This is a genomic window from Melaminivora jejuensis (assembly GCF_017811175.1).
Taxonomy (GTDB): Bacteria; Pseudomonadota; Gammaproteobacteria; order Burkholderiales; family Burkholderiaceae_C; genus Melaminivora; species Melaminivora jejuensis.
This window is the reverse complement of the sequence record NZ_JACWIJ010000002.1, coordinates 45418-64375: the sequence shown is the minus strand read 5'-3', so window position 1 is coordinate 64375 and position 18958 is coordinate 45418. Positions and strand designations below refer to the sequence as shown.

The window sequence follows — 18958 nt, the reverse complement described above, 5'->3', positions numbered from 1 at the left end:
TGCTCAGCCCACGATGAAGCTGGGCCAGACGGGAAACTGCAGCTTCAGCGCCCAGACGAAGGCCGCATAGCTGCCGGCGGCCAGCACCGTGGCCAGGATGAAGACCTCTTTGACGCGAAAGTGCTCACCCGCCAGGCTGGCCACGAAAGTCAGGCCGTAGATGGCCACGATCAGGCCCATGGGCGGCACGCCGAAGCTGGGCAGGCCGACCAGCAGCACGCCGAACAGCAAGTTGGCGCCGATGATGAAGAAGATCTGCTTCCAGGCCCACTGGCCCACCGGATCGCCGCCCTCGGTCTCGGTCACGGTCACGGTGGCCTTGAACATGATCACGGCGCCGATCAGCGCCAGCAGGATGCCCAGCATCAGCGGAAAGTAGCCCGGCCCCATGCGCGCGCCCGTGCCTATGCTGTAGCTGGTGGAGCCCCAGGCGAAAGCCCCACCCACGGCCAGATAGAGCAGACCGGAGAAGAAGTCCTTCTGACTTTTGATGAGCATGGATGCCTCCCACGATGGACGAATGACCGCGCGATTGTGGGCGGCGCCCCGCTGCGGGGGGATGTGGATTCCACCTACCGGGAGCTGCAGGTTTCCCCGGATAGGCGGAGTCTCACTCCAGAGGCGGAGTCGTGGCGATCACCTCGTCCAGCGTGGTCAGGCCCTCGGCGGCGCGCAGCGCGCCGGCCAGGCGCAGCGGGCGCATTCCGTCGCGTGTGGCCTGGCGGCGCAGGGCGTCGATGGACGGCGAGCTGTGGATCTCGCCCTTGAGCGCTTCGGTCACCGTGAGCAGCTCGTACAGCCCCATGCGGCCGCGAAAGCCGGTCATGCGGCAGTCCACGCAGCCCACGGGCTTGTAGGCCCGGTAGCCGCCCGAGAGCTTCCAGGGCCGGATCAGATCGGCCAGCACCTGCGGGTCGGCCTCGGGGTCGCGCTGGCGGCACTGCTTGCACAGCGTGCGCACCAAGCGCTGCGCCAGCACGCCCAGGAGCGTCGCGTTGATCAGGTAGGGCGGCACGCCCAGCTCCATCAGCCGCGTGACGGCGCTGGGCGCGTCGTTGGTGTGCAGCGTGGAAAACACCAGGTGCCCGGTCAGCGCCGCCTGCACCGCCATGTCGGCGGTGGCCAGGTCGCGGATCTCGCCGACCATGATGATGTCCGGATCCTGGCGCATCAGCGCGCGCAGGCCTTCGGTGAAGTTGAAGTCCAGTTGCGGCTGCACCTGCGTCTGGTTGAAGCTGGGCTCGATCATCTCGATGGGGTCTTCCACCGTGCTGACGTTGACCTCCTCAGTGGCCACGCGCTTGAGCGTGGAGTACAGCGTGGTGGTCTTGCCCGAGCCGGTCGGGCCGGTGACCAGGATGATGCCGTGCGGACGCTTGACCAGTTGCTCCCAGCGCGCCGCGTCGTGCGGCACAAAGCCCAGCGCGTCCAGATCCTTGAGGGTGTTGTCCGGGTCGAAGATGCGCATGACCAGCTTCTCGCCAAAGGCCGTGGGCAGGGTGGACAAGCGCATTTCCACCTCGTCGCCGTGCGGGTTGCGCGTCTTGATGCGCCCGTCCTGCGGGCGGCGGCGCTCCACCACGTCCATGCGCCCGAGCAGCTTCACGCGCGCCACCATGGCGTTGAGCACGCCCATGGGCATCTGATAGACCGGGTGCAGCACGCCATCGATGCGAAAGCGGATCACGCCCTGCTCGCGCCGTGGCTCCAGGTGGATGTCGCTGGCGCGCTGGTCGAAGGCGTACTGCCACAGCCAGTCCACCACGCGGATCACGCCCTGGTCGTTGGCGTCGAGCTGCCGGCCTGTCTTGCCCAGTTCGACCAGTTGCTCGAAGTTGCTGCCGGCGCTGCTGCCGCCGGCCTTCTGCGCCGCACGCACCGATTTGGCCAGGGCGAAGAACTCGGCCATGTAGCGCGTGATGTCCTGCGGGTTGGCCAGCACCCGGCGCACGCTGCGCTTGGCCTGGCGCTCGACCTCGGCCACCCAGTCGTCGATGAAGGGCTCGGCCGTGGCCACCACCACCTCATGCGGCGTGACCTGCACCGGCAGCACCTTGTGGCGCTCGGCGTAGCCGGCGCTCATGGCGTCGGCCACGCGGCCCACGTCCACCTTGAGCGGGTCGATGCGCAGGTATTGCAGGCCGGTGCGCCCGGCGACGTATTCGGTCAGCGCCTCGGCATCCAGCGGCTTGCCGTCGCTGGCGCGCTGCACTGCCACCGCGCCCAGGCGCACCAGCGGATGCTGGCTGCTCTCGGCGTGCTGGCAGCGGCTGATGACGCGCTGCGCCTCCGCCGCCGTGATGACGCCATCGGCACGCAGCCAGTCCACGATCTGGCGCCAGTGCAGCGGGCCGACCGGAGGCAGGTGCATGGCCGCAGCGCCGGCGGCAGCAGCGGCGCCGGCGGGCAGCGAATCGGGCGCGGGGATGGTGGCGGGCGGTCGGGCAGTGGCCATGTCGGGAGTGCAGTGCGGGCTTGGAGCTGGGCGCCTGGAAGGCTCAGGCAAGGGCGACGGGCTTGAACACGCGCAGCCACTTGGGTGCGGGCAGGCCCCAGCGCGCCTGGATGGCTTCGGCGCGCGCCTGCAGCTCGGCGCGCTTGGGCCGCGTGGGCGTGCGCTGCGCCAGCATCACGGTGTTGCCCTCGCGCGTGGGCTTGAAGGCCCACAGGGCCTGCTCGCCAAAGGCCACGGCCAGGCTGGCGACGCTGTGGTCGTAGCTGCTGGCGCGGCCGAACAGGTTCACCGTCAGGCAGCCGTCGTCGGTCAACAGGGCGCGGCAGTCGGCGTAGAAATCGGCGCTGTCGAGCACCGGCGCGGCGGCCTGGTGGTCGTACAGATCGACGGCCAGGGCGTCGATGGTGCCGGTCAGCTCGGGGCGACGGATCTCCTGCGCCGCATCGGCCAGCCGCACCGACAGGCGCGGCCCCTCGGGCGGCAGCTTGAACCAGGTGCGGCACACCTGCAGCACCTGCGGGTTCAGCTCGATGGCGGTGGTGTCCATGCGCAGCAGCTTATGGCAGAACTTGGTGATGGCCCCGGCCCCAGGCCCAGCTGCAGGGCGCGCCGGCGCGCCACCTCCTCGGGCGGCACGAACAGCAGCCAGGCCATCATGCGCTGCACGTATTCCAGCTCGATGGCAAACGGGTCGTCGATGCGCATCGAGCCTTGAATCCAGGGCGTGCCCAGGTGCAGATGGCGCACGTCGCCGTCCTCGGAAATGCTGACTTCGGGCAGCTCGGTGGTGGTTTTTTTCTTGCGGCTCAAGTCAAACGTCCCGGTCAGGGGCATGGGTGAACGTCGGTTTACTATCATTTTAATAGCTTTTAGCGCTTGCCTGGCAAGGGTTTCAAGGCAAAAACACCTGAAATCACCGCTCCAGCAGGGCTGCCAGCCGGGGCAGCGCAGCGCAGGCATTGTCCCTGCTGGCGCGCGCCAGCTCCTCGGGTGCCAGGCCGCGCAGCCCGGCAAGCACAGCGCCGATGCGCGGCAGCTCGGCGGGGCTGTTGCGCGCCTGGGGCTGGCCGGCCGCGCGCTCGGCGGCGGTGACGTAGAGCCAGTGCGGCGGGATGTCGGGCGCATCGGTCTCCACGACGATCGCCGACAGCGGCACGCTGGCCGCCAGGCGGCGGATCTGGTGCGCGCGCTCGAACGTTGCCGCGCCGCCGAAACCCAGCTTGAAGCCCATGTCGATCAGGATGCGCGCCTGCTGCTCGCTGCCGTTGAAGGCGTGGGCGATGCCGCCGCGCACCGGCAGCTCGCGCAGGCCCTTGAGCACCTGATCGACCGAGCGGCGCGAATGCACGATGACCGGCAGATCATGCCGGCGCGCCAGGCGCAGCTGCTCGCGCCAGATGTGCTGCTGGCGTTCGTCGTCCAGCGTCCTGTCGAAGTAGTCCAGGCCGATCTCGCCCACGGCCACCAGGCGCGGGTCATCGGCGCGCTGCTCCAGCTCGCCCGCCAGCACCTGCAAGTCGGCATCGCCCGCCCGGCGTGTGAACAGCGGGTGAATGCCCAGGGCGTAGCTGTCGCCGTGGCGCTCGGCCAGCTGGCGCACGGCGGCAAAGTTGGCGCACTCCACCGCCGGCAGCACGCAGTGCGCCACGCCGGCCTGCGCGGCGCGCGCTCGCTCGGCATCGGCGTGCGCGGCGCCGCCGTGGTGGAGGAATTCGTCGAGGTGGACGTGGGTGTCTATCCAGGCAGGCATGCGGGCCATCATGCCACCGCGCACCAGTCTGCCGCGTAGGGCGGCCGCGCCGGGTCGAGCGCGCACGCGGGTGGCTTGCGCAAGCGGTACTGCCTCGCTGGTAGGGTCGATCGACCCGCTGGCGCTTACCAGAGTTCGCTCACGAACAAATCAATGGGACTTGCGCAAACAGTAGATTAATTCTTTTTCAGACGTCTCCAGCCCCTGCATGATTCAGGCTGCGTTGATGAGCGCCAAGCGACGCCCCAACGCAGCCCTGGCGGCAGTCAACCAACCACATCCAATCTGAAAGATGAGGGCCTATGCGCACAGACATGTTCCAGCAGGTGCTGGAGGAATTGAAGAGCTCATCGACCGATGTCGAAGCCTCAGCGCTGATCTCCACCGACGGCCTGATGATTGCCTCGGCCCTGCCCCAGGGCATGGACGAGGATCGAGTCGGCGCCATGTCGGCGGCACTCTTGTCGCTGGGCGATCGTGCGGCACGCGAGTTGGCGCGCGGCACGCTGGAACGCGTGCTACTGCAGGGCGAGCGCGGCTACGTCATCATGAGTTCCGCAGGCACGGAGGCCGTCCTCACTGTGCTGGCCAAGCACAACGCCAAGCTGGGCTTGCTGTTCCTGGACATCAGACGCGCAGCCGAAGCTCTCAGCAAGCTGATCTGAGGGGCGCGACCATGGCTCTACCCGACATGCAACCGGCGGCGGACGCCACCCGCGCCGCACCCCAGAGCTTTCACGACGGCAACAGCCGCGTGGCACGCATGAGCGAGCGCGAGATCGCCTACCCAGACGGTCGGCTGATCATCTCGCGCACCGACCTCGCCGGTATCATCACCCACGCCAACGAGGCCTTTGTCGAGCTGTCTGGCTACGCCCGTGAGGAGTTGATCGGTCAGCCGCAGTACATCCTGCGCCACCCCGACATGCCCCGCTCGACCTTCCAGGACTTGTGGCAGACCCTGCAGGCCGGCAACAAGTGGCACGGCTACATCAAGAACCTGTGCAAGGACGGCTCGCACTACTGGGTTTATGCCACGGCGATCCCGAATCGGCGCGGCGGGCAGGTAGTCGGCTACACCTCGGTGCGCCGCAAGCCCTCGCGGCGCAAAGTCAGTGAGATGGCGGCCCTGTACCGGCAGTGGCGGGCCACCGAAGGAGACGCTCCATGAGCACGACACTGACACTGCTGATCGCCCCCGATTTCGCGCCCGAGCGCTTTGCCGGCTGGCACATGCTCAACACACTGCTGCAAAAACGCTCCGGGCTGCACCTGCGCCTGCTCACGCCGGCCAGCGCCGCCGAGCAGGCACAACTGATCGCCGCCGGCCAAGTGGATGCGATCTACGCCAACCCCTTCGATGCCGCCGAGATGATCCGCGAGCGGGGCTTTGCCGCCATCGCGCGACCGGTGGGCAAATCCAACGAGATGCTCATCGCCACCGCCGCCGGCTCGCCGCTGGCCGCGATCGAAGACCTGCGCGCCGGCTGCTCCATCGCCCTGACCGACAACCGGGATGTGAAGCTGATCGGCCTGCGCCTGCTGGAGGCCGCCGACCTGGCCGAGTCCGACATCCAGTGGCGCGCCGTGGACACCTACCAGGCCGCCGCGCGCATGGCCATCAAGGGCGAGGTAGACGCGAGTTTCTTCCTGGCCGAGGCGTTTCATTCGCTGTCGCGCCTGACGCAGGGCCAGATGAAGGTGCTGATCGAAAGCCACCTGGCCGACATCACGCACGTGCTGCTGACGCACCCGCGCATGGCCGCACAGACGCCACAGTTCCAGCAGGCCCTGCTGGGCCTGACCGGCACGCCCGAGGGGCAGCCAGTGCTGGACGAGCTGGGCATCACCGGCGGCTTTGCGGCCATGGAGGCCGAGGACGCCGAGTTCATGATCGACCTGATGGACACCCTGCTGGACTAGGACATGCAGCAGTTGCGTGCGCGCGAGCGCTTCCGGTTGGCTGGGCGACACGTGCTGCGCACACCGGCCGAGCGCGCTGCGCACCAGCTGCGCATCGCGGCGGCCTGTGCGCTCATGGGCACCGAACCATTGCAGGGTGCGCTGGCCGATTTTTGGTATGGCTGCGCGCCCGCCCCGGCGCTGGCCAGCTCGGTACTCGCCGCACCGGCGGTGCGCGAGCGCCTTTCGCCCTTCATCGGCGCAGCACTGCTTGCCCAATCGCACAGCGGAGTACGGCTGACGCGCATCACGACGCTGGCCACGCGCTGGTGTCTACTGGTGTCGCCGTCGCTAGACGTGCCCTCGCGCGCCGTGCTGTGCGGCGTGGACGACTCGCGTGCCATCGCCGCCGCAGCTGTGGCATGTATCGCCGCCGGCAGCACTGGCACCGAGACGGACTTTCTGGCGCACTGCTTGGGCGCGCGCGACGTACTGGCCTTCATGCTGGCGCGCCGCACGCTGCAGCGCCAAGGCTGGGTGCTGGATGCGCGCTGGGACCATGCCATGGAGCAGTTACAAAGCGAGGTGCAGCCATGAAGACTATTTTGCTGGCCGGCTTCTCGGATCGCGAAGCTGCCGCCATCGAGATCATGATCGCCCTGCGCTGGCGCGAACGCCAGTGCGTGTGGCTCAAGCGAGCAGCTGCGCCGGCGCTGGTGGAGCAAGACATGCGCGCCAGGGCGTGCGTCGGTGCTGTGCTTGACTTGTCAGGCCTGGGTCTCGCCAAGTGCACGCCGGATAACGCAGCGCAGCTGCTGGACTACCTGGCAGGGCGCCCGGCGGTGCTGGTTGCTGGCACCGACAGCCTATGGCCACAGGCCGCGTTGACGCTTCGCGCCGGCCAGCGCCTGCACTGGGTGCTGCGGCCCTACGGCAGCGCCGAGCTGCAGGCGGCGTTGCACGACATCGAAAGCACGAGAGTCGAATCCGCTAGCGGTGCAACGCCTACAACTGCTCCGCTGGCAGGAAGCGACGCGCCCGAAACCGTCGGCGCACGCACCCTCCGTGTCGGGGCAGCTGCGGACGCAACCCAGGCGCGGGGCGCTGATGGCACCACAGCGGCACTCAGCGCCGCCAGCAGCAAACTACCCGCCTGGCAGCGAGCACTGCAGTTGGCCGAGCGCCTGAACAGAGAACGCACCGCCACCGCAGAGATCACCGCCGCGCGAACAGCCAGTGCTGCGCCAGCGCCAGCCCCGACGTCAAGCTCGGCCTCTACCTCAGCGCCAGCACCTGATGCCAGCACCGCGGCAGTCGGCGTAGCCTCGTCTGCGCGGCCGCGCCAAAGCCCCGCACATCAGCCCCCACTCCCGGGCACTGCACAGGCTCATCAAGAGCGTCGCGATGCGCTGGCACAGCTCGCGGCCGCCATGCCCGCCCTGCGACAAAGCCCCTTCATCAGCGCCTTGATCGACCTGCTGGCCCAAGGCGGCGTGCATGTGCTGCACGTAAGTCCGGCCAGCTTCGTGGTCGATATGACGAACGGCTGGGTGGCCTCGCGTCTGCCGGTCTCGGCGCTGTTGCGCCTGCTCAATACGCCCGAAGCGGTGCGCAGCCTCATGGTGCACCCACTGCCAGACGATGCGCTGGAGCAGGCCGCGCAGCAGCACCTGGGCGGCAGGATGCACGCCGCACGCAAGCCGCTCGACCTGCTGGTCTGGGAACTCGCCAGTCAGGCACTCAAGGGCATTACGCTGCAAGTGCAGGCAGACCTGACGCTGCAGCTGCTGCGCTTTCCCAACTTCACGCTGCTGGAGCAGGTCGGGCCGCTGGACGTGCAGCTGGCCGCCATCTGTGCGCGCGCGCCGCGCTCGCTGCGCAATCTGCAGCGCAGCTTCGCCAGCCATGAGCAGGAGGTGCTGCGCTTCGTGGTGCTGAGCGTCCTGTCGGATCTGGCACGCGTGTCGCCCGCCGCCGAAGCGCCGGCGAATATGACGCACAACGAGCCCGCGCCAGCCGCGCCCACAGCCCGGTCGAAGTCCGCCGCCGACGCCGCGCCGGAGCGCGCACGACCGTCGGCGCAGCGGCGCGGCTTCTTCAAGTCCTTCCTGGAAAAGCTCTTCTAACGCAGTCCAGACTATGGCACAGATCTACAAGCTTCTGTTCGCCGGCCCCGTCGGGGCGGGCAAGACGACGGCCATCCAGAGCCTGTCGGATATCGAAGTGGTCAGCACCGAGGCCAAGGCGTCAGACGACGTGCGCCTGCTCAAGGAAACCACCACCGTGGCCATGGACTACGGCCTGATGCGCCTAGCCAATGGCGACCAGGTGCGGCTGTACGGCGCGCCCGGCCAGAAGCGCTTTGATTTCATGTGGGACATCTTGTCGGAAAACGCCCTGGGCCTGGTGCTGCTGCTGAATGGTCAAGCGAGCAATCCGGTAGCCGATCTGCGCACCTACGTGACGGCTCTGCGCGACTTCATCGTCCGCACGACGCTGGTGGTCGGCATCACCCATGCCGAGGCGGCCGGCTGGCAGGCGCGCCAGGAGGTGGCGCGCGAGCTGGTGTCGCTGGGTCTGCCGCCGACCGTCATGGACACCGACGCGCGCAGCCGCGCCCACATGGCGGCGCTGGTTACGGCGCTGATCTACGACATCGACCCATTCGCGGGCGCCGCGTCATGACGGCCGAGCAGGACCCGAGCGCCAACGCCCCGGCCGCTGGCCCCTGGCTGATGCTGACGCCAGCAGGCGCCCTGCGCGTGTTCGCCGAGCGCCAGCCGGACGAGGACAGCGCCCTGCTGCAAACCCTGTTGCCGCGCGGCGCGGCGCCGACGCGACGCGCATGGCTGGCGCAGCATCCGGCTCATCAGGAGCTGCTGGCGCGCGCGCTGCGCGAGGGCTGGGCGCACGAAGTGCAGCGCGAACTCAGGGCGCCCGACGTGCGGCTGGACAACTATCTGCCGCACGCCATCGCCGGCCTGTCCGGCGCGCGGCTGGCAGCGCTGGCCTCCGACGACGGCTTTTGCCTGGCTCGCGTGGGCTATTCAGAGGACGAGGCCGACACCTTGTGCGCCGCGGCTGCCGAGTTTTTCACTTTCGCCGCGCGCCAGAAGCAGCGCGGCTGGACCGGCACAGGCCGGGCGGTATCGTTCTTCGAGAGCATCGACATGGTCATGCCCACCACCAGTTTCATGCTGTTTTGGGTGGATGGCGTGGGTTACTGGTTGATCCTGGGCGACGAGCCGCTGATCAACAACACGGCCTTTGTCGAACTGATCTGGGGCATTCGTGCGGCCGGGGAGAAATTCTCGCTGCGGTGAGGGCGGCGCGGCAACGCCCCAAACGCCACGACTGGCCTAGGGCGCGGTGCTGCAGAGCATGCAATCGGGTCTGTTGCTGCCTCTGCGACCCTCATCGCACCTGCGCCCAGCCATCGACAGGGTTCTCGTGGGCCGAGCCCATCTCGCCGAACGCAAACTCGTATCAGAGCATATGGTTCAAAAACGCCCGCGCCCGCTCGTTGCCCGGATCGGCAAAGAACTCGCGCGCCGGGCGGGCCGCGATCAGCTCGCCCTGATCCATGAAGGCCACGGTGTTGGCCACTTCGCGCGCAAAACCCATCTCGTGCGTGACTACCAGCATGGTCATGCGCCCGTCGGCCAGCTCGCGCATGGTGCGCAGCACCTCGCCCGTGAGCTCGGGATCGAGTGCCGAGGTCGGCTCGTCGAACAGCATGACCTCGGGCTGCATGGCCAGCGCCCGGGCAATCGCCACGCGCTGCTTTTGCCCGCCCGACAGGCGCGCCGGGTAGTTGTCGCGCTTTTGTGTCAGGCCGACTTTGGCCAGCAGGCCTTCGGCGCGCGCAATCGCCGCATCGCGCGCCAGGCCCTGCACCACCATGGGCGCTTCGATCAGGTTCTGCAGCACCGTGAGATGCGGAAACAGGTTGAAGTGCTGGAACACCATGCCGGTGCGCGCGCAGATGCGGCGCAGGTGCGGATCGGGCACATAGACGCAGCGGCCCTCGGCGTCGGTGGTGGCCAGGGTGTCGCCGGCAATGGCGATGTGGCCGCTGTCGATGGTCTCCAGGTGGTTCAGGCAGCGCAGGAAAGTGCTCTTGCCCGAGCCAGAGGGGCCGATGATGGCCACCACCTCGCCGGCGCGCACGGACAGCGAGACGCCGCGCAGCACCTCGTGGCTGCCAAAGCGCTTGCGCACGTCGCGCGCCTCGATCATCGGGGGCGCGCCCACGGCGCCAGCATCACTGGTCGAACTTGGCATAGCGTTGCTCCAGGCGCTGGAAGCCCCAGGTCAGCACCAGCGTCATGAGCAGATAGAACGCGGCGGCGACGATGAAGGGCGTGGTGGTGAAGTCGCGCTGCACGATGCCGCGCGCGGCGCGCAGCAGGTCGTTGAGCGCCAGCACATAGATCAGCGACGTGTCCTTGACCAGGGTGATGGTCTCGTTGCTCATGGGCGGCAAGATGGTGCGCACCATCTGCGGCAGCACGATGCGGCGCATGGTCTGCGGGTAGCTCATGCCCAGCACCTTGGCGGCCTCGTACTGGCCGCGATCGACGGACTGGATGCCGGCGCGGAAGATCTCGGCAAAGTAGGCGGCGTAGTTCAGCGCAAAGGCCGCCACCGCCGCCGGGAAGTCCGGCAGGCGCACGCCCACCACCGGCACGAAGGGCAGCGCAAAGTAGATGAACAGCATCTGCAGCATCAGCGGCGTGCCGCGCATCAGCCAGATGTAGCCATTCACGGCCCCCGACAGGGGCTTGAGGGGCGACAGCCGCGCCAGCGCCAGCGCCAGGCCCAGCGGCAGGGCCAGCGCCAGCGTGATGGCAAACAGCTTGAGCGTGACCGCAGCGCCCTGCGCCAGCGGCGCGATGAGGGAGAGAACGTAATCCATGCGTGGGCGGGAGTAGCCCCCTCCCCAGCCCTCCCCCATCGGGGAAGGGGGTCAAAAAATGAATGAAAAGTGGCTCAAAGCCGCACCAGTCAAGCGCAGCCAGCTATCAAAATTGATGATTGACCGATAGCGCAATAACGCAATAGCGCAATCACTTGATGATGTTCTTGCCGAACCACTGCTCGGCAATCTTGGCGGCGGCGCCGTCGCCCTTCATCTCGTTCAGGGCCTTGTCCAGCTTGCCTTGCAGGTCGGTGTCGTCCTTGCGCACACCCACGCCGTACTCCTCGGTGCCGAAGTTCTCGTCCAGCACGGCGTACTGGTCGGGCTTCTTGGCCACGTAGTAGCGGCCCACGACCTCATCGACCACCACGGCCTCCAGGCGGCCCGTGCTCAAGTCCATCAGCGCGGTCACGTTGTCGCCAAAGGTCTTGAGCTCCTTGAAGGATTCGAAGACGGCGGCTTCCTTCTTGATGGCGTCCACCGCGCTGGAGCCTTCCTGCGCGCCGACCACCTTGCCGGCCAGATCGGCCTTGGCCTTGATCTCGGAGTTGGCGGGCACCACGATGATCTGGTGGTTTTCCATGTAGGGCGCGGTGAAGGCGATGTTTTGCTTGCGCTCTTCGGTGATGGTCAGGCCGTTCCACAGCGCATCGACGCGCTTGCCCGACAGCTCGGCCTCCTTGGCGCTCCAGTCGATGGGCTTGAACTCGACCTCCAGGCCCAGGCGCTTGGCGGCTTCCCTGGCCATGTCGATGTCGAAGCCGACCAGCTCGTTCTTGTCGTCACGAAAGCCCATGGGCGGGAAGTTGTCGTCCAGGCCGACCACGATCTTGGTGATGGCCGCAGGCTCGGGCGTGGGTGCGGCAGCAGCGGGGCGGCGCTTTCCTGCTTGGAGCAGCCGGCAAGCACGGCGGTGAGGGTCAACAGGGCGACAGCGGCGAACTTCTTCATGGGTTTGGCAAAGGTGGGGAGTTGAGGGAAAGCAGGCGAAGCAAAAAGCGTCGTCCCGGGCGCTGGCGCCCAGGAAAACCCGCAATTGTCCCATCTTTGCCGTATCGCCCGGCGCCGGCGTCAGTCCACCCGTGCGCCCGAGGCCTTGACGATGGGCGCCCAGCCCTTGACCTCGCTGTCGATGAAGCGCGCGAAGTCCTGCGGGCTGTTCTTCTCGGCCATGGCGCCCAGCTTGGCGTAGGACTGCTGGATGTTGGGCTTGTCGAAGGCGTCGTTCATGACCTTGTTGAGCCGGGCGACGATCTCGGGCGGCGTGCCCTTGGGCGCCAGCAGGCCGAACCAGGAGGTGACATCGAACGGCGCCACGCCGCTTTCCTCCATGGTCGGCACGTCCGGCGCCGAGGGCGAGCGCTTCTTGGTCGTCACGGCCAGCGCGCGCAGCTTGCCCGACTGCACGTGCGGCCAGGCCGAGGGCATGTTGTCGAACATGAACTGCACCTGGCCGCCGATCAGGTCGGTCATGGCCGGGGCGCTGCCCTTGTAGGGCACGTGCTGGGTCTGCAGACCGGTGCGCACCTTGAACATCTCGCCGGCCATGTGGATGGACGTGCCGCTGCCCGAGGAGGCATAGGAGGCCGTGTCGTTGTTGGCGCGCGCCCAGGCAATCAGCTCGGGCACCGTTTTGGCCGGCACGCTGGGATGCACCACCAGGATGTTGGGCACCTTGGCACCCAGCGCCACGGCCTCAAAGTCGCGCATCAGGTCGAACTTGATGTTCGGGTACAGCGTCTGGTTGATGGTGCTGGTCACGGCCACGAACAGCAGCGTGTAGCCATCGGCAGGCGCCTGGCGCACCAGGTCGGTGGCGATGTTGCTGCCGCCGCCGGGCTTGTTGTCCACGACGAAGGACTGGCCCAGCGCCTCGGTCAGCTCCTGCGCCATCAGGCGCGCGACGATGTCGGTGGTACCGCCCGCCGAGAAGCCGACGACGATGCGCACCGGCTTGCTGGGGTAGCCGGCACCTGCCTGGGCCTGCACGCCCAAGGCGTCGGCAGCGGCCAGGCCAGCCATGGAGCGCACCAGAGTGCGACGCGAGAAAAAGCCGTTCAAGGGCATGGTGGGAGTCTCCTGTTGTTCCAAGCGGCTGAGGCAGCCGGCAGCGCCGCACACTACCGGACTCGGCGTGGCAGGAGTAGCGGGGGCTTTCCCGCAGTGCAATACCCGCCGGGCAACCTCCTCAGGCCAGCCCGAAGCGCGCCCCCAGCGCGGCGCGCAGGCCAAACTCGTCCAGGATGGCGGCCAGGCGCTCGGCGGCACTGCGCTTTTTCTGGCCGGTGAAACGCGCCAGGATCAGCTCGTTCTTCAGGCTGTGCTCCCAGCCGACCAGCTCGGTCACCGTAACCTGGTAGCCCGAGGCCTCCAGATGCAGGCAGCGCAGCACGTTGGTGATCTGGCTGCCCAGCTCGCGCGTGTGGATGGGGTGGCGCCACAGCTCGGCCAGCGGCGTGCGCGACAGGGCGAGCGCCTTGCCCTGGCGCAGACTGGCCGCGACCTCGGCCTGGCAGCACGGCACCAGCACCATGGCGCGCGCCTGCTTGGCCAGGCCGAAGCGAATAGCGTCGTCGGTGGCGGTGTCGCAGGCGTGCAGCGCGGTCACGATGTCGAAGCCCTCGGGCAGCTGCGCCGCGCCTGCGGCATCGGCCACTGCCATGTCCAGAAAGTGCATCCGCTCGAAGCCCAGGCGTGCCGCCAGCTCGCGCGAACGCTGCACGAGTTCCGCGCGCCACTCGATGCCGTAGATCTCGCCGCGCCCGAGCTGCTTGAAAAACAGGTCATACAGGATGAAGCCCAGGTAGGACTTGCCCGCACCGTGGTCAGCCAGCAGCGGCGCGTGGCCGTCCTGCGCGGCCTCGGCCAGCAGCGGCTCGATGAACTGGTACAGGTGATAGACCTGCTTGAGCTTGCGCCGCGAGTCCTGGTTCAGCCGGCCCTCGCGCGTCAGGATGTGCAACTCCTTGAGCAGCTCGATGGACTGGCCGGGGCGCAGCTCGGCCAGCACGGCGGCGTCCTGCGCCGCACCCCTGCCCTGCCCGGCTCCCTCTGGCCTGTTCTTGCCGCCCTTGCCCGGCCTGCCGCCCGGGCGTGCCTGCGCTGCGCCGCTCATGGCTGCTGCCCGCCGGCGCCAGCCTTGCCGCCGGACTGGCCATCGGCAGCGGCATTGCCAGGGCCGCGCCCAGGAGCCGGCTCGGGCAGGCCGCCATGCAGCGGGCAGCGCGGGCCGACGTTCAGCGCCGTCCAGCCCTCGGCCCCCAACCCCTCCAGCACTTCGATGTTGCGCTCGAAAATGGCCTCGGCCTCGGGGAAGGCCTCGACCGCGCGGTCGATGCTGTCCTCGCGCAACAGGTGCAGCGTCGGGTACGGCGCGCGGTTGGTGCAGTTGCTGACGTCATCCGCCTGCGTGCCGGCGAACTGGAACTGCGGATGGAACGATGCCACCTGCAGGATGCCGGCCAGCTCCAGCGTCTCGACCAGCTCGTCGGCCAGCTCCAGGAAATCGTTGAAATCCAGAAAATCCGCCATGCAGTGCGGCGCCATCAGCAGCGTGGTGTCGCGCCGCTCGGGCGAGGCCTCGGCCAGTGCCTCCAGCTCATCAGCCAGCTCCTGCAGCAGCCCGCGCGCATCAGTGGCCTGGCTGACGACGTAGTGGATCTGCCCCTTGGCGTGGACGCCCTTGGCAAAGGGGCACAGGTTCAGGTCGATCACGGCGCGCTCCAGCCAGCGCACCATGTCCTCGATGACGATGGCGTCCGGGGTGCTGGCATCGGTGCCAGGGCCGGTGTCGCTCGGGCTTTGCGGGTTGGCTGGGTGCTGGGGCATGGGGCGTTCCGTGGCTGGTGTGGCGAAAAGGGAAAGCCGCGATTCTAGGAAGCGCGCCCAAACCCTCTCAAACCAGCAGCCGCAGCCCCGTCAGCCGCTCGTGCTCGCGTGCGGCAAAGCGGTCGGTCATGCCGGCGATGAAATCGGCCACGACGCGGGCGCCTTGCGCCGGCGCGCCCGCCGCCAGCGCCTGCCGGGCCTGCTGCGCCTGGGCGACGGGCAGCTCGTGCGGCGCGGCCAGGTAGGCGGCGAACAGCTCACGCACGATCTGCTGGGCTGCATCCATGGTCTGCGCCACCTGCGGATGGCGGTACAGCGCGCGCATCAGAAACTGCTTGAGCTGCAGCGACTGCGCGCGCATGGCAGCCGAAAAACACACCAGCGCCGGCAGCGCCCGCACCGCCTGCACGCTGTCCGGGTGGTGGCGTGCCAGGGCGGCGCGCGTGCTGTCGATCACGTCATAGACCTGGTCGCTGAGCATCCGCCGGATGGCCTCGTGCAGCAGCCGGCGCTGGCCAGCCGGCTCGGCCAGCTGCGGGTATTGGCTCTGCACCGCTGCGCGGTAGCGGTCGAACAGCGGCACCTCGCGCAACTGCGCCAGCGTCACCAGGCCGGCGCGCACGCCGTCGTCGATGTCGTGCGCGTTGTAGGCGATCTCGTCGGCCAGGTTGCACAGCTGCGCCTCCAGGCTGGGCTGGCCGCCGTGCAGGAAGCGCCAGGCCACGCCGTGCGGCTCGCGCGACTCCAGCAGCTCGGCGTTGCGCCGCGAGCAGTGCTTCAAGATGCCCTCGCGCGTCTCGAACGTCAGGTTCAAGCCGTCGAATTCGGGGTAGCGCTCCTCCAGCCAGTCCACCACGCGCAGGCTTTGCAGGTTGTGCTCGAAGCCGCCAAAGCCCTGCATACAGGCGTTGAGCGCGTCCTGGCCGGCATGGCCGAAGGGCGTGTGGCCCAGGTCGTGCGCCAGGCTGATGGCCTCGACCAGATCCTCGTTGAGACGCAGCGAGCGGGCGATGGAGCGCGCCAGTTGCGCCACCTCCAGCGAGTGCGTCAGCCGGGTGCGGTACAGATCGCCCTCGTGGTTGACGAAGACCTGGGTTTTATAGACCAGGCGCCGGAAGGCCGAGGAGTGGACGATGCGGTCGCGGTCGCGCTGGTATTCGGTGCGCGTGGGCGCAGGCGGCTGCGGATGGCGCCGCCCACGGGTATGGGCCGGATCGCAGGCATAGGGGGCCAAAAGCCCTGAATTTTTGGTCATTTTGGCCTCAAACCCTTACCCAGCAAGCGCTAACAGCTACTTTAACAATAGCAAAACAGCTTTTGACTTTCGACGTAGCGCAGCCGCACCGCACCCAGGCAGCCCGGCCCCGATCAGCCAGCGCAGCAGGTGTCGATGACTTCGCGCACCAGCGCATCGGGCGCCGGGCGCAGCACGGCGCGGCCCGGCTGCTCGATCAGCACGAAGCGGATGGCGCCGGCCTCGGCCTTCTTGTCCACGCGCATCAGCTCCAGGTAGCGGGCGGCGTTGTCCCGGGCGTCGAGCACCGGGCCGCGCACGGGCAGGCCGGCGCGCTCGATCAGGCGGCGCAAGCGCTGCACGAAGGCGGCATCGACCAGGCCCAGGCGCTGCGACAGCTCGGCCGCCATGACCATCCCGGCGGCCACGCCCTCGCCATGCAGCCACTGGCCGTAGCCCAGGCCGGCCTCGATGGCGTGGCCGAAGGTGTGGCCGAAGTTCAGGATGGCGCGCAGGCCGGCCTCGCGCTCGTCGGCGCCCACCACCTCGGCCTTGATCTCGCAACTGCGCTGCACGGCGTGGGCCAGCGCCTGCGGCTCGCGCGCCAGCAGGGCGTCCATGTGCTCCTCCAGCCAGGCGAAGAAGGCCATGTCGGCAATCGGGCCGTACTTGATGACCTCGGCAATGCCGGCAGCCAGCTCGCGCGTGGGCAGGGTGTTCAGGGTGGACAGATCGCAGATCACCAAGCGCGGCTGGTGGAAGGCGCCGACCATGTTCTTGCCCAGCGGGTGGTTGATGCCGGTCTTGCCGCCGACGCTGGAGTCCACCTGCGCCAGCAGCGTCGTGGGCACCTGCACGAAATCCACCCCGCGCATGTAGCAGGCGGCGGCAAAGCCGGTCATGTCGCCGATCACGCCGCCGCCCAGGGCGTACAAAACCACCTTGCGGTCGCAGCCGTGGGTCAACAGGGCGTCGAAGATCAGGTTCAGGGTCTGCCAGGTCTTGTGCTCCTCGCCATCGGGGAGGGTGACGGTGTGGACGTGCGGGTAGTAGGGGCGAGGGCGTCGGCCAGGGCCTGGCCGTACAGGGGGGCGATGGTGGTGTTGGTGACGATGAGGGCGGAGGTGGCGGGGGGGAAGACTTGATCCGCTTTTTTTGCCAAATAGGCGAGCAGTTCACTCCCTACATTTATTGCATAACTACGCCGCCCAAGGTCGATCGTTATTTTTCCAGAAGAACTCAACATCATTGAATTTTCTTTATTGAAAAAGGCCCGGAAAATCCGGGCCTTTTTTATCAAATATTAAATCAATCCACTTTGGGGCAGGCAGGGACGCTAACTGCCAGATTTACTGCATACACAGTTTTGCTGGGGCCTGCCGTGAATTGCACCACCCAATTGTCAACACCTGCAGGATTGTCAGGCTTGCCGGTTGCAGAAAATTCCACCAAATTTCTAATCCCAGGGGAATCAAGCGTCGGAGAGCCTGCCACAACGGCTGGATTGGCCAATTCGCTACGTGACCTGGCAGTGATAACTGTACCTGCAGGAGCTGGAAAACCTTTTTCCGTTCCCAGCCACAGTACAAAACCGCTGAATTTACATGTCTTTGCATCAACCAGACTCAAGTTGATAGGAGCTGTAATGGGAGTAGTGCTGTTGCGATCCGCATAAAAATCGAGCCAACCCACCGAAGTCACCCACAGTCTTAGAGAATCGGTGATCCTTTCTCCCTGCCCTGTTTGCGTAGAAAACAGCACATTCACGGGCACACCGTCAAGTGGCCGTGGATTCTGCACTTCATACTGCACCGAACATTTACCATTCACCGTGGTGCAGCCACCACGCCCAGAGGTGCCAACGCGTCCGTAATCAGCTTGCGCGACAACAGCCAAGCCGTCGGCAACAGGGTTTCCGTTCCTGTCCACTACCATCACATTGATGGTCGAACTATCGCCAGACAAATCGAAATCCATATTGTATTTGGAAGCCGAAAGATCGAAACCGCGTTGTGTGGCGATATCCGTAGTGACAGTCAAGGTGTCAGATTGCGTGCTGATATTGCGTTCTCGCACCCTAGCATTGACAATGACAGAAACCGGATTTTCCTTCGAAGATACGGATACCGTAATTTCTCCAGCAGAGTTTGTAGTACCTTGCGTGGTAAGTAGGTTGACGCTGCCTGCAGGCACAACATTGAAGTCAACCACTACTCCCTTGAGAGGCGAGCCTTGCCCATCGACCACGGTAAAGGTGAGCAATGCGGTCTCCGACCTGCCATTCCCGCCAGAGCCGGCAATGACGATGGAGCTGTCGGAGGGATTAGCCTTGCTGAAATTGATGGCCGCAGCGGCAGCTTGTGGATCAGCAACCACTGTAGGGGAAACTGATACGCTTTGCCGTCCTGTTGCCACCTTTTCCTGGCCAGTTCTATCCACGACTTTCACAGTGGCGACAATTTGGGTTGCGCCTAGAGCCTGTGCATCCTTGGCTTTGACATCAACCTCGGCAACCCCATCCTTGTTCGTCAAGGCAGTGGCAGATTCCGGGATGAACTCCAGCAATGCAGAGCCTTCTTGAGAGAAGGTAACGACCGTCCCCGGGATCGGATTGCCAGCCCTGTCCTTGACCGTAGCCTTGACATGGGCGTCCAGTTCTGAAGAAGAAAAGGAATTTACAGGAGCTGCGCCCTGACCCTCTCCCTTGAAAGTCTGGACATTGACGATGGCATTGACTGACGTACCTCCCTCACCACTAGAATTTCCAGACCCTCCCGGATCTCCGCCGCCGCCACCACAAGCGGCCAACAACGTGAAGGATAAGCACGCTGCAATTTTTCCTATGATTTTCATTGTTCTCACCTTATG

The 18958-nt window shown here is 66.7% G+C and carries 17 protein-coding genes and 3 pseudogenes; 7 read left to right on the top strand and 13 right to left on the bottom strand.

The window, feature by feature from the left end; all coding sequences use genetic code 11:
• Positions 1-3: 3 nt before the first annotated feature.
• The 4 genes and pseudogenes from IDM45_RS00525 to IDM45_RS00510 form a co-directional block, all read right to left on the bottom strand.
• The gene (locus IDM45_RS00525; RefSeq protein WP_209421175.1) at positions 4-498 is read right to left on the bottom strand and encodes a tripartite tricarboxylate transporter TctB family protein; all 495 of its coding nucleotides are present in this window, start codon (positions 496-498) and stop codon (positions 4-6) included.
• A 112-nt stretch (positions 499-610) separates the two neighbouring features.
• Positions 611-2371 carry a GspE/PulE family protein gene (locus IDM45_RS00520; RefSeq protein WP_209423935.1) on the bottom strand — a complete coding sequence of 587 codons (1761 nt, stop codon included), beginning with the start codon at positions 2369-2371 and terminating at the stop codon, positions 611-613.
• A gap of 127 nt (positions 2372-2498) precedes the next feature.
• A pseudogene (locus IDM45_RS00515) lies at positions 2499-3289 on the bottom strand (class I SAM-dependent methyltransferase).
• Positions 3290-3368: 79 nt separating this feature from the next.
• Positions 3369-4205, bottom strand: coding sequence for a TatD family hydrolase (locus IDM45_RS00510; RefSeq protein ID WP_209421174.1), 837 nt, complete (start codon positions 4203-4205; stop codon positions 3369-3371).
• A 302-nt stretch (positions 4206-4507) separates the two neighbouring features.
• Between IDM45_RS00510 and IDM45_RS00505 the strand changes: the two genes are divergently transcribed.
• The 7 genes from IDM45_RS00505 to IDM45_RS00475 all read left to right on the top strand — a co-directional run bounded on the left by IDM45_RS00505 (position 4508) and on the right by IDM45_RS00475 (position 9430).
• A complete protein-coding gene (locus IDM45_RS00505; protein ID WP_209421173.1) occupies positions 4508-4870 on the top strand; it encodes a roadblock/LC7 domain-containing protein in 363 nt (120 codons plus the stop codon).
• Positions 4871-4881: 11 nt separating this feature from the next.
• The gene (locus tag IDM45_RS00500; RefSeq protein ID WP_209421172.1) at positions 4882-5376 is read left to right on the top strand and encodes a PAS domain-containing protein; all 495 of its coding nucleotides are present in this window, start codon (positions 4882-4884) and stop codon (positions 5374-5376) included.
• Entirely contained in the window at positions 5373-6128 is a 756-nt protein-coding gene (locus IDM45_RS00495; protein ID WP_209421171.1) for a PhnD/SsuA/transferrin family substrate-binding protein, read from the top strand. Before IDM45_RS00500 ends, IDM45_RS00495 begins: the two co-directional genes overlap by 4 nt.
• Before the next feature lie 3 nt (positions 6129-6131).
• A complete protein-coding gene (locus IDM45_RS00490; protein ID WP_209421170.1) occupies positions 6132-6704 on the top strand; it encodes a hypothetical protein in 573 nt (190 codons plus the stop codon).
• Positions 6705-7537: 833 nt separating this feature from the next.
• Positions 7538-8233, top strand: coding sequence for a hypothetical protein (locus IDM45_RS00485; protein ID WP_209421169.1), 696 nt, complete (start codon positions 7538-7540; stop codon positions 8231-8233).
• Positions 8234-8246: 13 nt separating this feature from the next.
• Positions 8247-8792 carry a GTP-binding protein gene (locus IDM45_RS00480; protein ID WP_209421168.1) on the top strand — a complete coding sequence of 182 codons (546 nt, stop codon included), beginning with the start codon at positions 8247-8249 and terminating at the stop codon, positions 8790-8792.
• Complete coding sequence (locus tag IDM45_RS00475) at positions 8789-9430, top strand: hypothetical protein (RefSeq protein WP_209421167.1); 642 nt, start codon at positions 8789-8791, stop codon at positions 9428-9430. Before IDM45_RS00480 ends, IDM45_RS00475 begins: the two co-directional genes overlap by 4 nt.
• A 163-nt stretch (positions 9431-9593) precedes the next feature.
• On the opposite strand, the gene IDM45_RS00470 is transcribed toward IDM45_RS00475, so the two are convergent.
• The 9 genes and pseudogenes from IDM45_RS00470 to IDM45_RS00430 form a co-directional block, all read right to left on the bottom strand.
• On the bottom strand, positions 9594-10391 hold the full coding sequence (locus tag IDM45_RS00470) for an amino acid ABC transporter ATP-binding protein (RefSeq protein ID WP_269783620.1): 798 nt from the start codon (positions 10389-10391) through the stop codon (positions 9594-9596).
• Entirely contained in the window at positions 10372-11025 is a 654-nt protein-coding gene (locus IDM45_RS00465) for an amino acid ABC transporter permease (protein WP_209421166.1), read from the bottom strand. Before IDM45_RS00465 ends, IDM45_RS00470 begins: the two co-directional genes overlap by 20 nt.
• A gap of 151 nt (positions 11026-11176) precedes the next feature.
• Positions 11177-11979, bottom strand: a pseudogene (locus tag IDM45_RS00460) (amino acid ABC transporter substrate-binding protein).
• 120 nt (positions 11980-12099) lie between these two features.
• Positions 12100-13095, bottom strand: coding sequence for a Bug family tripartite tricarboxylate transporter substrate binding protein (locus IDM45_RS00455; protein WP_232653652.1), 996 nt, complete (start codon positions 13093-13095; stop codon positions 12100-12102).
• A 121-nt stretch (positions 13096-13216) separates the two neighbouring features.
• Positions 13217-14143 carry a class I SAM-dependent methyltransferase gene (locus IDM45_RS00450; protein ID WP_232653654.1) on the bottom strand — a complete coding sequence of 309 codons (927 nt, stop codon included), beginning with the start codon at positions 14141-14143 and terminating at the stop codon, positions 13217-13219.
• Positions 14140-14766 (bottom strand): DUF1415 domain-containing protein, encoded by a 627-nt coding sequence (locus tag IDM45_RS00445; protein WP_209423931.1) that lies wholly within the window; start codon positions 14764-14766, stop codon positions 14140-14142. The genes IDM45_RS00450 and IDM45_RS00445 overlap by 4 nt, the downstream gene beginning before the upstream one ends.
• Positions 14767-14923: 157 nt before the next feature.
• Positions 14924-16111, bottom strand: a complete 1188-nt coding sequence (locus IDM45_RS00440) for a deoxyguanosinetriphosphate triphosphohydrolase (protein ID WP_209421165.1) — start codon at positions 16109-16111, stop codon at positions 14924-14926.
• Between the two features lie 113 nt (positions 16112-16224).
• Positions 16225-17339: pseudogene (gene aroB, locus IDM45_RS00435) on the bottom strand (3-dehydroquinate synthase).
• Between the two features lie 59 nt (positions 17340-17398).
• Complete coding sequence (locus IDM45_RS00430) at positions 17399-18943, bottom strand: Ig-like domain-containing protein (RefSeq protein ID WP_209421164.1); 1545 nt, start codon at positions 18941-18943, stop codon at positions 17399-17401.
• Between the last annotated feature and the right edge of the window lie 15 nt (positions 18944-18958).